Raw genomic sequence first — 13,868 nt, 5'->3', positions numbered from 1 at the left:
TTGACGGCATTTATACTGATCAGGTCAATCACCGCACCCTTTACGCTTTCAACCAACCCGCAATTTGCGCATGCTGCAACAGCATGATTGCTTTTCCGTCCTGGATACGGCCCTCTTTCACCATCGCCAGCGCCTGCGGGAACGGTAATTCCAGTACGGTAATCTCCTCATCCTCGACGCCACCGCCTTCATGGGTGCGCATCGCATCGCTGTACTCGGCCGCAAAGAAGTGGACAATCTCCGTCACGCCACCTGGCGACATATAGGCTTCGAACAGCTTTTCCACTTTACCAATTTCATAACCCGTCTCTTCAATCGCCTCCTTACGGATGCAATCTTCTGGCGTGTCATCGTCAAGCAGCCCGGCGCAGCTTTCAATCAGTTCGCCCGTGGGATTGCCATTGACGTAGGTGGCAATGCGGAACTGACGAATTAGTAGCACGGTGTTTTTATCGCGGTTGTAGAGCAGGATGGTGGCGCCGTTGCCACGGTCATAGACTTCGCGCTTATGACGCACCACTTCGCCGTTGCTGCGCGTCAGTTCGTAGGTGAAGTTGCGCAGGATAAAGTAATTATCTGACAGCAACTTGTCTTTGATGATGTTGATCTTTAACGACATGGCCGCTCCACTGCTTATCTGAGGGAGCCAGAGATAATAGGCGCAAGCGGTGGGGAAAACTATCTGAATTTGTGCGGATGATGTGCAATAGATTGCGCCGCTACAACATGGTGCAGAGACCGGTAGCGGCGCGACTTTCAGCGCGATGTGAAAATTAAAATCCGTTCGGCTGCTCTTTCATATCCGGCAAATGGTGCGCGATACCCTTGTGACAATCGATACAGGTTTGCCCATCCTGCACCGCTTTGCTGTGCATTTTGGCCGCCACGGTTTTCTGTGCGGTGAAATCCATGTAATCGAAATTGTGACAGTTGCGACACTCCTGCGAATTGTTGTTCTTCATCCTGCGCCATTCGTTCTGCGCAAGTTCGATGCGCGTCTCTTCAAACTTTTGTGGCGTATCGATCAGGCCAAAAATCTTCGCGTAGACCTCTTTGCTGGCCTGCAATTTGCGCAGCATTTTCGGGCCCCACTCGTGTGGCACATGGCAATCCGGGCAGGTGGCACGCACGCCGCTGCGGTTGTTGTAATGCACCGTCTGCATATATTCCTGATACACGTTATTGCGCATTTCATGGCAGCCAATACAGAACTGCTCGCGGTTAGTCATCTCCATCGCGGTGTTAAATCCACCCCAGAAAATGATGCCGCCGGCAAAGCCCAAAATCAGCAGTGTGCCCAGCGCCAGACGGCTGGGGCGTCGCCACCAGCGCCAGATGCGCAGTAATCTCTCTTTCATGTTCAACCTCATTGCCCAAAACCACTGGCCGGTTTAAAGGTATTTTCCACCACCGGTTTGGCATCGGTTTGCGGCACGTGGCACTGCAAACAGAAGTAACGCCGTGGCGATACGGTGCTACTCACCAGGCCGTCGCGATCGGTAAAGTGCGTAGGACTGACGCGCGGCGCGCCAGTGGTGAGATAGCTTTGCGTGCCGTGGCACTGCAGGCAGCGGTTGACGTTTTTCGTCACCTGATAGCCGTCTACGCTATGCGGGATCACCGGCGGCTGATTCACGTAGTTAAGCGGCTTGCGACTCTGCTCTTTGGGCTGATGAATAGTGCCCTGCTGCGTGGCGGTCACTTCCGGTGACTGATTGAGATTGACACCTTTTTCGGCCCAGACTGCGCCGCCCACCAGCAAGGCGGCTAAAGTGATGAGTGTGTGAAAGAGTTTCATTGCATCCTGCCTTAAATTTTAACCAGCTTGACGGCGCACTTCTTATAATCGGTCTGCTTCGACAGCGGATCGGTGGCATCTAACGTGACGTTATTGGCCAGCACGCCCGCATCGAAGAACGGCATAAATACCAGCCCTTGTGGCGGCTGATTGCGTCCGCGCGTTTCAACAGTGGCCACGGTTTCGCCTCGTCGTGACACCACGCGCACCTTTTCACCGCGGCGGAAACCACGTCCTTTGGCATCAAGAGGATGGATATAGAGCAGCGCCTGCGGCACGGCACGATGCAACTCGGGGACGCGGCGCGTCATGGTGCCGGTGTGCCAGTGTTCCAGCACACGACCAGTGCAGAACCACATGTCGTACTCCGCATCCGGCGCTTCGGCAGGTGGTTCATAAGGCAGTGCGAAGATCGTGGCTTTGCCATCGGGCTTGCCGTAGAAACGCACCCCTTCACCGGCTTTGACGTAGCTGTCGAAACCTTCGCGGTAGCGCCAGCGCGTCTCTTTGCCGTCGACCACCGGCCAACGCAATCCGCGCGCCTCGTGGTACATATCGAACGGCGCCAGATCGTGACCGTGACCACGTCCAAAACTGGCGTACTCTTCAAACAGCCCTTTCTGGATGTAAAAGCCAAATTCTCGCGCTTCATCGTTCAGTTGGTCGTCAGCCACTTCACTGAGCGGGAACTGGTTCACCTGACCGTTGGCATAGAGCACATCGAACAGCGTTTTGTCGCGTAGTTCAGGGTTCTGGGCGATCAGCGCTTCGGGCCACACCTCAGTGACGCGGAAGCGCTTAGCAAAGTTCACCATCTGCCACAGGTCTGATTTCGCCTCACCCGGCGCTTTCACCTGCTGATGCCAGAACTGAGTACGGCGCTCGGCATTGCCGTAAGCCCCCTCTTTTTCCACCCACATCGCCGTTGGCAGAATCAAGTCTGCGCATAACGCACTCACGGTGGGATAAGGATCGGAGACCACGACAAAATTGCGCGCATCACGCCAGCCCGGCATACGCTCCTGGGTCAGGTTGGGACCGGCCTGCATGTTGTTGTTACACATCACCCAGTATGCATTCAGCTTGCCATCCTTGAGGGCACGATCTTGCGCCACAGCGTGCAAACCAATTTTGGCGGGAATCGTGCCTTGCGGCAGCTTCCACAGTTTTTCAGCCGTTGCTCGATGTTTATCATTATTCACCACCATATCGGCTGGCAGGCGGTGCGAAAACGTACCAACTTCCCGCGCCGTGCCGCAGGCAGAGGGTTGCCCGGTAAGCGAAAATGGTCCGGTGCCGGGGCGCGAAATTTTGCCGGTCAGCAAGTGGATGTTGTAGCAGAGGTTGTTTGCCCACACACCGCGGGTGTGCTGGTTGAAGCCCATGGTCCAGTAAGAGACCACGTTGATATTGGGATCGGCATAGAGCTCAGCCAGCGCAATCAGCTGATCGTGTTCCACGCCGCTCATTTCGCTGGCTTTTTCTACTGTGTACTCGGAAACGAACTTCGCGTACTCATCAAAGCTAATCGGCGTCGACTCACCACTGTCGGGATTTTTTGCCGCTGCCTGACGCGGATCGCTGGGACGCAGACCATAGCCGATATCCGTCACGCCCTTGCGCAGCGTCACGTGGTTTTGCAGGAAGGTTTTATCGACCTTGTTGTTCTGAATGATGTAGTTGGCGATGAAGTTGAGGATTGCCAGGTCGCTTTGTGGCGTGAACACCATGCCGTTATCCGCCAGCTCAAAGCTGCGATGACGATAAGTCGAGAGCACCGCCACTTTAACGTTATCGTTGCTGAGACGGCGGGCGGTCAGGCGTGACCAGAGAATCGGGTGCATCTCGGCCATGTTAGAGCCCCACAGCACAAACGCATCCGCCACTTCGATATCATCGTAGCAGCCCATGGGTTCATCCATGCCGAAGGTGCGCATAAAGCCCACCACCGCCGAAGCCATGCAGTGACGCGCATTAGGATCGAGGTTGTTGGTGCGGAACCCGGCTTTCATCAGCTTTGACGCCGCATAGCCCTCCCACACCGTCCACTGGCCGGAACCGAACATGCCGACAGACTCCGGTCCATTGGCTTTCAGCGCGGCTTTAAACTTCTGCTCCATCACGTCGAACGCCTGGTCCCAGCTTACCGGCGTGAACTCGCCTTCCTTGTCATATTTACCGTCGGTCATACGCAGCAGCGGCTGTGTCAGACGATCTTTTCCGTACATGATCTTCGGCAGGAAGTAGCCTTTAATGCAGTTCAAACCTCGGTTCACTTCCGCCTGGGGATCACCCTGCGAGGCAACGACACGGCCATCCTGCGTCCCCACCAGCACACCACAGCCGGTGCCACAGAAACGGCAAGGGGCTTTTTCCCAACGAATCGGCGCGGCTAAGGCGGTAACGGCTTTCGTCACGCTGGGAATAGTGAGTCCGGCCGCCATGGCCGCTGCGGCGGCGGCATTAGCTTTCATAAATTCACGACGACTGAGTTTCATGCTTCTTCCTTGTGACGATGTTCCGCTTCGTCCTGCTGGTGATAAACCAGTGACACGGCCAGTACCTGGGGAATATTTCGGGTGGATTCAATATGGCTAAGCAAGGTGCGGCTATCGGCGGCACCCAGCGTGACCGCTAAGGTGCCACGGGCGTTGTCTTCGGCAGCAATTTCGCTGTCCGGGAGAGCCAGCAAAGCCTGTTTGACGGCTGCAATAGCGTGGGGTTGCGCCTGGATGACCAAACCACAGACATGCCAGCTGTTTTCATGAGAAATAGCGTGCTCAGGGGACGATAGCGCCATGCGCTCACCTCAATGAGTCCATGAGAGATGGCGCGTAAAATAACCTGACGCATGTTAGGGCTATATCACCCGAAAGGTGTAAATACCGGAGTGGGATCAAGGGAAGGCGTGATGGAATAAAAACGGGGGCCAAATGGCCCCCGGAGATGAGAATGACTGCGATTAACGCGAGCGGTCTTCCGCCAACGTCGGTGCCGCATCATCCTGATCGTCATGGTGATGGTCATGCTCTTTCATGGCTTCAGCATGCACGCGTTTGCGTACGCCAAACCAACCCAGCACCAGAATCACCGCAATCAATGGGATTGAAGCGATGGTGTAAGTACCGTTCGGGTAGTCAAACGCCATTAACACCAGCACGCTCACCAGGAACAACAGCGTTAACCATGAGGTCACCGGTGCCCACGGCAGCTTAAAGCTGACATCTTCCGCTTTGCCCTCTTTAATCGCTTTGCGCAGACGCATCTGGCACACCACGATGAAGCCCCAAGAGGAGATGATACCCAGCGATGCCACGTTCAGTACGATTTCAAACACCTGCGAAGGCACATAGTAGTTGAGCACCACACCGATCACATAGACCGCGATAGTGACCAGAATGCCGGCAAACGGCACCTGCTGTTTGCTCATCTTCGACATGAACTGCGGTGCAGAACCGCCCATCGACATAGAACGCAGAATACGGCCGGTGGAGTAGAGACCCGAGTTGAGGCTCGACAGTGCAGCACTCAGCACCACGATATTCATCACGCTACCGATGTAAGGCACGCCCAGCTTCGAGAAGAAGGTGACAAACGGACTCTGGCCCGCCTGATAAGCATTCCACGGTAGCAACAGCACCAGCAGCACCACTGAACCCACGTAGAACAGGCCGATACGCCAGATCACGCTGTTGATGGCTTTTGGCAGCATGGTTTTCGGGTCTTTACACTCTCCCGCCGCTGTACCGACTAACTCGATAGACGCGAAGGCAAACACCACCCCTTGCACCAAGACCAGCGCTGGCAGCAAGCCATGTGGGAAGAAGCCGCCGTTATCGGTTATCAGGTGGAAGCCGGTGGTGTTGCCATCCAGCGGTTTACCGCTGCCAAGGAACACCACACCGACGATCAGGAACACCACGATCGCCAACACTTTCACCAGGGCAAACCAGAACTCCATTTCGGCGAACCACTTCACGCCGATCATGTTCATGGTACCGACAATCGCTAACGCACCGAGGGCAAACACCCATTGCGGTACATCACCAAACGCGCCCCAATAATGCATATAGAGCGCGACGGCCGTGATATCCACGATACCGGTCATCGCCCAGTTAACGAAGTACATCCAGCCTGCCACGTATGACGCTTTTTCCCCAAGGAATTCACGTGCATATGAGACAAAGCTGCCGCTTGAAGGACGGTGTAATACCAGTTCGCCCAACGCACGCAGAATGAAGAAGGAGAAGATACCGCACACCAGATAAACCAGTGCCAAAGCAGGACCGGCCATCTGCAAGCGAGCGCCTGCACCAAGGAACAAGCCGGTACCGATAGCACCGCCGATGGCGATCATTTGTACCTGACGGTTACCCATTGCTTTGTGGTAACCGGTGTCGTGGGAATTGAGCCAGCGTCTTTTCGCAGCGCGTTGTTCGGCTGCGGTTTTTTTAGTTGATTTCATAGCTTTCCTGTTTGTCCTGACCATCAATCACCGCGCAACCAAACGTTTGCGTATGGCGGTGCGAAATGGGGTAAAACCCCCTACCGGTGCGGCGGAACGGTGTCGCGCGGCAAGGCGGGAAATTACGGCGATGAATCCTACCCGTTCTGCATGAACGAAGCAAAAAATACCGTTTGCCTGCACGAGTTGATTTGTAAGAATTGGTCGTGGTGCACAAAAAAACCGGCCAGGGGGATGGCCGGTAAAGGGGTGGCTACAGGGAGGTATTGCGAGGGGGACTAACGGTAAATCTCTGCGGTGCCGCTCCACAGGCTGGAATCGCCCGGTGTTTGTACGCCAATCACGCGGTAATGGCTGGCACCCGACTCTTCGGCTTTTTGCGATAGCTGGCGCGTTGCATCATCGAACGAACCTTTGACGCCGCTAATCGAAACGGTGCCCGCGCTTTGCAGGTTTTGCGCCTGTTCAGCACTGAGAGGTTGCGCAGCAAACGCGGTAAAACTTGCGGTGGCAAGCAGTGCAGCAGTCAGAATGGCAAGGGGTGTCTTCATGATTTGCTCCTGTTGTCGTCCGTTAATAAAAGTGATTACGCAGCAAATTATCAGCGATGAAATGAAAATCAGGATTAGCGGGTCGTAAAGGCGTTCAATAATTCGCCAGTTAAGTGCGTACAATCCAGGGAAAGGTAAAGAGAAGTGGATTTCTCTGTTAAAAGTAACCTGATGTGACGATATCAGACTCGCAGCAGGGCAACGGCTGCCTTATAATCCCACTCTCTTAAAAGGGTTATTGTCGTGATTGTAAAACGTCCTGTTACCCGCACCATGGCGCGGGCACTCAGCGCTATTGTGCTGCTGTCATTCCTGACCACCGGGCTGGCGCTGGTCACACTCTCCAGCAGCCTGCGTGATGCCGAAGCGGTGAATGTCGCCGGTTCATTGCGCATGCAAATTTATCGCCTCGCATGGGATAGCTCACGTGATCCGCAGCAGTTAGCCCAGCATATGATGATCTATCAGCAGAGCCTGCATTCCCCTGCCTTGCAGCATCTGGAACGATCGTGGGTGCCAGTGGAGGTGAAGAATCGCTATCGCTACCTGCGTGACAGTTGGCCGATGTTGCAACAGACGCTGCGCCCCGAGCGTGCTCAGGTTTATCAGCAGCAGGTCGCCAGCTACGTGAGTGAGATCGACCGTTTTGTGTTGGCCGTGCAACATTATGCTGAGCTGAAAATGCATCTGGTGGCGGGCTGCAGTCTGTTTGGTTTTCTTGCCATTGTGGCGCTGGCGCTCTGGACCATCCGCTTTATTCGCCGCAACGTGGTGCGCCCGCTCGATTCTCTGGTCACCGCCAGCCAGTATGTTGAACAGGCCAATTTCAGCTTTCCCCCGCTACCGATTTCCCAACCCAGCGAACTCGGTGTGCTGGCCCAGGCATTTACTACCATGGCTGAACGGCTGCATTCTCACTATCGCCTGCTGGAACTGGCGGTAAGGAATAAAACGGAAGATCTGACCCAAGCCAACCGAACGTTGCGGCTGCTGTATGAGAGTTCACAGGTGCTCACCAGCAGCCCGCTCAACCCCGAATTGTTCCAGGGCTTGCTGCGTCTGGTGCAGCGGCGGGAAGCCCTCACCGTATTGAAAATCCACCACGATGGGATAGATTTTCAGGCGGGCGTGGCGGAAGACGATCTGGAATGGCAGCGCCTGCCGTTGCAGCAGGAAGACCAGTTGATCGGCGAGCTAAGCTGGCAAACGCGCCGCGCGCCTCCTGTGGATGAATTAATGCAGAGTCTGGCAAACATGCTGGCGCGCTCTTTATGGATCTGGCAAACGCAAAAACAGGTCCAGCAGATGCTATTAATAGAAGAGCGATCGACCATCGCGCGCGAACTGCATGATTCTCTGGCGCAGTCGCTCTCGTTCCTGCGCATCCAACTGACACTCTTGCGCCGCCATGTGGATGATACACAGCCGCAAGCCCAGTCGATCATTGCTGACTTTGACCGTGCGCTGTCCGAAGCCTATCAGCAACTGCGCGAGCTACTGACCACCTTCCGACTGACCATTGAGCAGGCGGACCTGGTGCAGGCCATGCAAGCGATGATCGCCCCGCTTCAGGAACAGTCCTCCGCTGTTATCGAATTTGATTATCAACCGGGCCTGCAAACCCTGGATGCCCAGCAGCAAGTGCACGTGTTGCAGATTGCGCGCGAGGCGCTGCTGAATGCCATTCGCCATGCACAGGCGCAGCATATCCAGATTCACTATCAGCGTGATGCAGCAGCCGATCATCTACTGACCATCGATGATGATGGCTGCGGCATTCGCAGCCTGGAAGAACCCCCAGGCCACTATGGTCTGACGATTATGACCGAGCGCGCAGCACGACTTTCCGGCACGCTGAGGATTACGCCGCAAGCGCAAGGCACGCGCGTCACCCTGCGTTTTCCGCCGCACCCCACCCATCGGCTGGCTTAGCGCGATACTTTGAATACAATACGGACTTTGACTGGAGAACTTATGGCACCCCCTTCCCTGACAATCATGATCGTGGACGATCATCCGCTGATGCGTCGCGGCATTCGCCAGCTACTGGCACTGGAACCGCGCCTGGAAGTGGTGGCCGAAGCGAATAATGGCACCGAAGCGCTGGCTGAAGCGCGCCGCCAGTTACCGGATGTCATTCTGCTCGATCTGAATATGAAAGGCATGTCTGGCCTGGATACACTCAAAGCGCTGCGCCATGAGGGGATTGCGGCGCGTATTTTGGTGCTGACCGTCTCTGATGCACGGAATGATATTTATGCCATGGTCGATGCCGGGGCAGACGGCTATTTGCTCAAGGACAGCGAACCGGAACTGCTGCTGGCGCAAATCATGCGTGGCGCCCAGGGTGAGAATGTGTTTAGTGACGTAGTGGCAGAATATCTGGCCACACGTCAGCACAGCGCCGATCCGTTTAAACAGCTCACCGAACGAGAAATGGATGTGCTGCAAGAAGTGGCACGCGGCTTATCCAATAAGGAGATTGCCGCCACCTTGCATATTTCGGAAGAAACAGTAAAAGTGCACATCCGCAATCTGCTGCGCAAACTGGATGTGCGATCGCGCGTGGCTGCCACCGTGCTGTGGCTGGAGCGTCGCAATGTGTAGCAGCGCACAGAAATCCAGCACGACATTTACACTTTCTCCATAATTTATCCACGATTCTCTAATTTGCGCCGCGTACAGTAAGCAGCAGCAGGAGTTTTTGGGGATAGCACCTTGCACTCCGCCGGCGTGAAGCCATTCGAGCTTCACGCTTTACATAATAAAAGTAAAAATACGCAGCTGAGGAGTGTCGGTTCCATGTCGAATTTTTTTATCGACCGCCCCATTTTTGCCTGGGTTCTGGCTATTTTGTTATGCCTGTGCGGCACATTAGCGATCATATCACTGCCCATTGAGCAGTATCCCGACCTTGCCCCTCCTAACGTGCGTATCACGGCGAACTACCCCGGTGCGTCAGCAGAAACGCTGGAGAACACCGTCACCCAGGTTATCGAGCAGAACATGACCGGCATCGATAACATGATGTATATGTCCTCAAACAGCAGTAATACCGGTCAGGCGCAAATCACTCTCACCTTTACCGCTGGCACCAATCCGGATGAAGCCCGTCAGCAAGTTCAGAACCAATTACAGACCGCCCTGCGTAAACTGCCTGCCGCCGTACAATCGCAAGGTGTCACGGTGAATAAAACCGGTGACAGCAATATCCTGATGATTGCGTTTGTCTCTACCGACGGAAGTATGGACAAACAGGATATTGCAGATTATGTCGCCAGTAACATTCAGGATCCGCTCAGCCGCATTGATGGTGTCGGCCAGGTTGACGCCTACGGTTCGCAATATGCGATGCGTATCTGGCTCGATCCCAACAAACTGATTGCCTATGCACTCACCACCGATGATGTGGTCACTGCTATTGAGTCACAAAACACCCAAGTGGCCGTTGGCCAGGTCGGTGGTTTACCGTCAGTGGATAAGCAGGCACTGAACGCCACGGTAAATGCGCAGTCGATGTTGCAGACACCTGAGCAGTTCCGCGCCATCACGCTGAAAACCAACCCGGACGGATCGGTGGTGACGCTCGGCGATGTGGCGGATATCGCCATGGGTGCCGAAAAATACGACTTCCTCAGTCGCTACAATGGTCAACCGGCATCCGGTCTGGGCATCAAGCTGGCGTCTGGTGCCAACGAGATGAACACCGATAAGCTGGTGCGTGCGCGTGTGGAAGAGCTGTCGCACTACTTCCCGCATGGGCTGGAAGCGAAAGTGGCGTTCGAAACCACGCCGTTTGTTAAAGCCTCGATCAAAGACGTGGTGAAGACCCTGCTGGAAGCGATTCTGCTGGTGTTCCTCGTGATGTATCTGTTCCTGCAAAACTTCCGCGCCACGCTGATCCCCACCATTGCTGTGCCGGTGGTGCTGCTCGGCACCTTTGCCATGCTCTACGCCTGCGGTTTCAGTATTAACACCCTCACCATGTTCGCGATGGTGCTCGCCATCGGGCTATTGGTGGATGACGCCATCGTGGTGGTGGAGAACGTCGAGCGCATCATGAGCGAGGAAGGCCTATCCCCGCGCGCCGCGACGCGGAAATCGATGGGGCAAATCCAGGGCGCGCTGGTGGGGATTGCGCTGGTGCTGTCGGCAGTATTTGTGCCGATGGCCTTCTTCGGCGGCACGGTGGGCGCGATCTACCGCCAGTTCTCCATCACCATCGTTTCGGCGATGGTGCTGTCGGTGTTGGTAGCGATGATCCTGACGCCAGCGCTCTGCTCAACGCTGCTCAAACCGCTACCACAGGGCGAACATCACGGTCGCCGTGGCTTCTTTGGCTGGTTCAACCGCAACTTCAACGCCAGTGCTGAGCGCTATGAGCGGGGTGTCGCACGCATTCTGATGAAGGGGGGGCGCTGGCTGGTGCTCTATCTCGGCATCATCGGCGTGATGGCTTTTCTGTTTATTCGCCTGCCGACATCGTTCCTGCCGCTGGAAGACCGTGGTGTGTTCCTGACGCAAGTGCAGTTACCTGCGGGGGCCACCTTACAGCAGACCTCCAACGTGGTGGCGAAAGTCGAAAACTACTACATGACCGCCGAGAAAGATAACGTGCTGTCGGTGTTCTCGACCATTGGTGCCGGTCCTGGCGGTAACGGTCAGAACGTGGCGCGCCTGTTTGTTCGCCTGAAAGATTGGGAAGAGCGCCCAGGCAGCGATCGTACTTCGTTCGCCATTATCGATCGCGCCACCAAAGCCTTCCACAAGATCAAAGAAGGACGGGTAATCGCCAGCAGTCCACCGGCGATTACCGGCATGGGCAGTTCGTCAGGTTTCGATATGGAGCTGCAGGATCACGCCGGCATTGGTCATACCCAATTGATGGCGATGCGCGACAAATTACTGGAACTGGCAGACAGCAACCCTTCGCTGTCACGCGTGCGCCATAACGGCCTGGATGACAGCCCACAGTTGCAGATCGATGTCGATCAGCGCAAAGCGCAGGCGCTTGGCGTATCACTCGACACTATCAACGATACGCTGACCACCGCCTGGGGATCGACCTACGTCAATGACTTCCTCGATCGTGGCCGCGTGAAGAAGGTCTATGTACAGGCCGCAGCGGAATTCCGCATGCTGCCAGAGGACGTCAATAAATGGTACGTGCGTAACAGCAGCGGCACCATGGTGCCCTTCTCTGCCTTTGCCACCAGCCGTTGGGAGACCGGTTCACCGCGCCTGGAGCGTTACAATGGTTACTCTTCACTGGAAATCGTCGGTGAAGCGGCGAACGGTGTGAGTAGCGGAACGGCGATGGATGTGATGGAGAAGTTGGTGGGTCAATTGCCGCTTGGCGTGGGCTTCCAATGGACCGGTGCCTCTTATCAGGAACGTCTCTCTGGTTCTCAGGCCCCGGCGCTGTATGCGATTTCGCTGCTGGTGGTGTTCCTGTGTCTGGCCGCACTGTATGAGAGCTGGTCTATTCCGTTCTCGGTGATGCTGGTGGTGCCACTGGGTGTGGTCGGTGCGTTGGTTGCCACCTGGATGCGTGGTCTGGAAAATGATGTTTACTTCCAGGTCGGCTTGTTAACAGTGATTGGCTTGTCGGCAAAAAACGCCATTTTGATTGTGGAGTTTGCCAATGAAATTAACAGCAAAGGGCGTGAGCTGCTTGAATCGACGTTAGAAGCTTCTCGCCAGCGTCTGCGCCCGATTTTGATGACGTCCCTGGCGTTTATCTTCGGCGTACTGCCGATGGCCATCAGCAGTGGCGCAGGCTCCGGCAGCCAGCACGCGGTCGGTACCGGCGTGATGGGCGGGATGATCTCCGCCACGGTGCTGGCAATCTTCTTTGTGCCACTGTTCTTTGTACTGGTGCGACGTCGCTTCCCGCTGAAAGAGAAGCCGCACGATTAAGGCATAAATGAAAACGGGGCAGCGAATCATCGCTGCCCCGTTTAGTTTGGCCAGAATTACAGCAAGTTGGGAGTGCTCTGCTTTTCTCTTCGCGTATTACTTGTTGCGTAACATCGCTTCGATGAATTCTTTCCAGTTCCCCATTTCGGTGTCAATCATACTACCCTCTCTTATTGTGAGGGCAATTCTACGCCGCTTTATGCAGCAGGTGAATACGTTTACACCTTTTACTGCTGTAGATTTCACCGATAACTGCCGTCATTTTGCACAAATTGCTGGCTGACGCACATTTCAGCAACCCCCTCATCTTTAACAAGAAAGCCCGCTTGGACGGAATTGCCATGACCTGAGGTTATTCTGATCTGGCTTACGATTCGCGCTTCGATTATCACCCAGGAAACTGTAACCGCTTTCGGCGTACAGATGTGCGCTAATTCCTCCATAGCTGACGAATAGCGCTCAGCCTGAGGCGTAACTCCCTTTAAACAACGCTTAAGTCAGTTTTAGGCACTTAAGACACAAGATATTGGATTTAGATTTCACTGAAATACGAAGGTTGGCCCCAGAAAGTGGTGATTTCCAGGTCAAATAGTCAAAAAATTGATGACGCGATCGTAAGTCGTACAAACGGAAAGGTTACGCGGGAAATAGCCTCAAATGCCGATTTCCTGCTATCTCGGAGCTACGCGGTATTGTTACAATCCTGCTCAGGCTTGCCCCAAGTTTTAGCGGCACTACAAGAATCACTGACGTACCGGAGAGTACCGACAAATGACGTTTACCATGTATGGCATTAAAAATTGCGACACCATTAAAAAAGCCCGACGCTTTTTGGAGCAACAGGGCGTAGCGTTCCGCTTTCATGACTATCGCGCGGATGGCTTAGAGGCCAGTCAACTGCAGGCATTTATCGATAAACTGGGCTATGAAGCCTTGCTGAACACGCGTGGCACCACCTGGCGCAAGCTGCCGGAGGCCGAGCGTGAAGCGGTCAATAATGCCGCCAGTGCCGCCGCGCTGATGCTGGCACAGCCGTCAATCATTAAACGTCCATTGCTCTGTGCACCAGACGGCTCTATGCTGCTCGGCTTCAATGAAGAGAATTATCAGACCTTTATCCAGGAGAAGTCATAAC

Annotated in this window: 12 protein-coding genes; 4 read left to right on the top strand and 8 right to left on the bottom strand. The window is 55.0% G+C overall.

The window, feature by feature from the left end; all coding sequences use genetic code 11:
* Positions 1-40 precede the first annotated feature (40 nt).
* The 7 genes from nudK to LK04_RS04485 form a co-directional block, all read right to left on the bottom strand.
* Positions 41-619 (bottom strand): GDP-mannose pyrophosphatase NudK, encoded by a 579-nt coding sequence (gene nudK, locus LK04_RS04515; protein WP_039329732.1) that lies wholly within the window; start codon positions 617-619, stop codon positions 41-43.
* A gap of 154 nt (positions 620-773) precedes the next feature.
* Positions 774-1,358, bottom strand: coding sequence for a cytochrome c-type protein NapC (gene napC, locus LK04_RS04510; RefSeq protein ID WP_039329734.1), 585 nt, complete (start codon positions 1,356-1,358; stop codon positions 774-776).
* A gap of 8 nt (positions 1,359-1,366) precedes the next feature.
* On the bottom strand, positions 1,367-1,798 hold the full coding sequence (napB, locus tag LK04_RS04505; protein WP_039329736.1) for a nitrate reductase cytochrome c-type subunit: 432 nt from the start codon (positions 1,796-1,798) through the stop codon (positions 1,367-1,369).
* Positions 1,799-1,809: 11 nt separating this feature from the next.
* On the bottom strand, positions 1,810-4,296 hold the full coding sequence (gene napA / locus LK04_RS04500; RefSeq protein WP_039329738.1) for a nitrate reductase catalytic subunit NapA: 2,487 nt from the start codon (positions 4,294-4,296) through the stop codon (positions 1,810-1,812).
* A complete protein-coding gene (locus LK04_RS04495; RefSeq protein ID WP_197063312.1) occupies positions 4,293-4,598 on the bottom strand; it encodes a chaperone NapD in 306 nt (101 codons plus the stop codon). The genes napA and LK04_RS04495 overlap by 4 nt, the downstream gene beginning before the upstream one ends.
* Before the next feature lie 162 nt (positions 4,599-4,760).
* Positions 4,761-6,263: an L-asparagine permease gene (gene ansP, locus LK04_RS04490; RefSeq protein ID WP_039329739.1), complete on the bottom strand. Its 1,503-nt coding sequence runs from the start codon at positions 6,261-6,263 to the stop codon at positions 4,761-4,763.
* A gap of 278 nt (positions 6,264-6,541) precedes the next feature.
* On the bottom strand, positions 6,542-6,814 hold the full coding sequence (locus tag LK04_RS04485) for a YdgH/BhsA/McbA-like domain containing protein (protein WP_039329741.1): 273 nt from the start codon (positions 6,812-6,814) through the stop codon (positions 6,542-6,544).
* Between the two features lie 243 nt (positions 6,815-7,057).
* Between LK04_RS04485 and narQ the strand changes: the two genes are divergently transcribed.
* From narQ to acrD, 3 genes are all read left to right on the top strand, one after another.
* A complete protein-coding gene (gene narQ / locus LK04_RS04480; RefSeq protein WP_039329744.1) occupies positions 7,058-8,746 on the top strand; it encodes a nitrate/nitrite two-component system sensor histidine kinase NarQ in 1,689 nt (562 codons plus the stop codon).
* 42 nt (positions 8,747-8,788) lie between these two features.
* Positions 8,789-9,421: a response regulator gene (locus LK04_RS04475; RefSeq protein WP_039329746.1), complete on the top strand. Its 633-nt coding sequence runs from the start codon at positions 8,789-8,791 to the stop codon at positions 9,419-9,421.
* 195 nt (positions 9,422-9,616) lie between these two features.
* Positions 9,617-12,733 carry a multidrug efflux RND transporter permease AcrD gene (gene acrD / locus LK04_RS04470; protein ID WP_039329747.1) on the top strand — a complete coding sequence of 1,039 codons (3,117 nt, stop codon included), beginning with the start codon at positions 9,617-9,619 and terminating at the stop codon, positions 12,731-12,733.
* Between the two features lie 96 nt (positions 12,734-12,829).
* Here acrD and LK04_RS20935 read toward each other — a convergent pair whose 3' ends face one another.
* On the bottom strand, positions 12,830-12,877 hold the full coding sequence (locus LK04_RS20935; protein ID WP_227008733.1) for a hypothetical protein: 48 nt from the start codon (positions 12,875-12,877) through the stop codon (positions 12,830-12,832).
* Between the two features lie 627 nt (positions 12,878-13,504).
* On the opposite strand from LK04_RS20935, the gene LK04_RS04460 reads away from it, so the two are divergent.
* The gene (locus LK04_RS04460) at positions 13,505-13,867 is read left to right on the top strand and encodes an ArsC family reductase (RefSeq protein ID WP_039329752.1); all 363 of its coding nucleotides are present in this window, start codon (positions 13,505-13,507) and stop codon (positions 13,865-13,867) included.
* Position 13,868 lies beyond the last annotated feature (1 nt).

Origin of the sequence: Pantoea vagans (assembly GCF_001506165.1) — a bacterium.
GTDB lineage: Bacteria > Pseudomonadota > Gammaproteobacteria > Enterobacterales > Enterobacteriaceae > Pantoea > Pantoea vagans_C.
The sequence above is the reverse complement of the archived record's forward strand: the minus strand, read 5'-3'. Positions and strand labels throughout refer to the sequence as shown.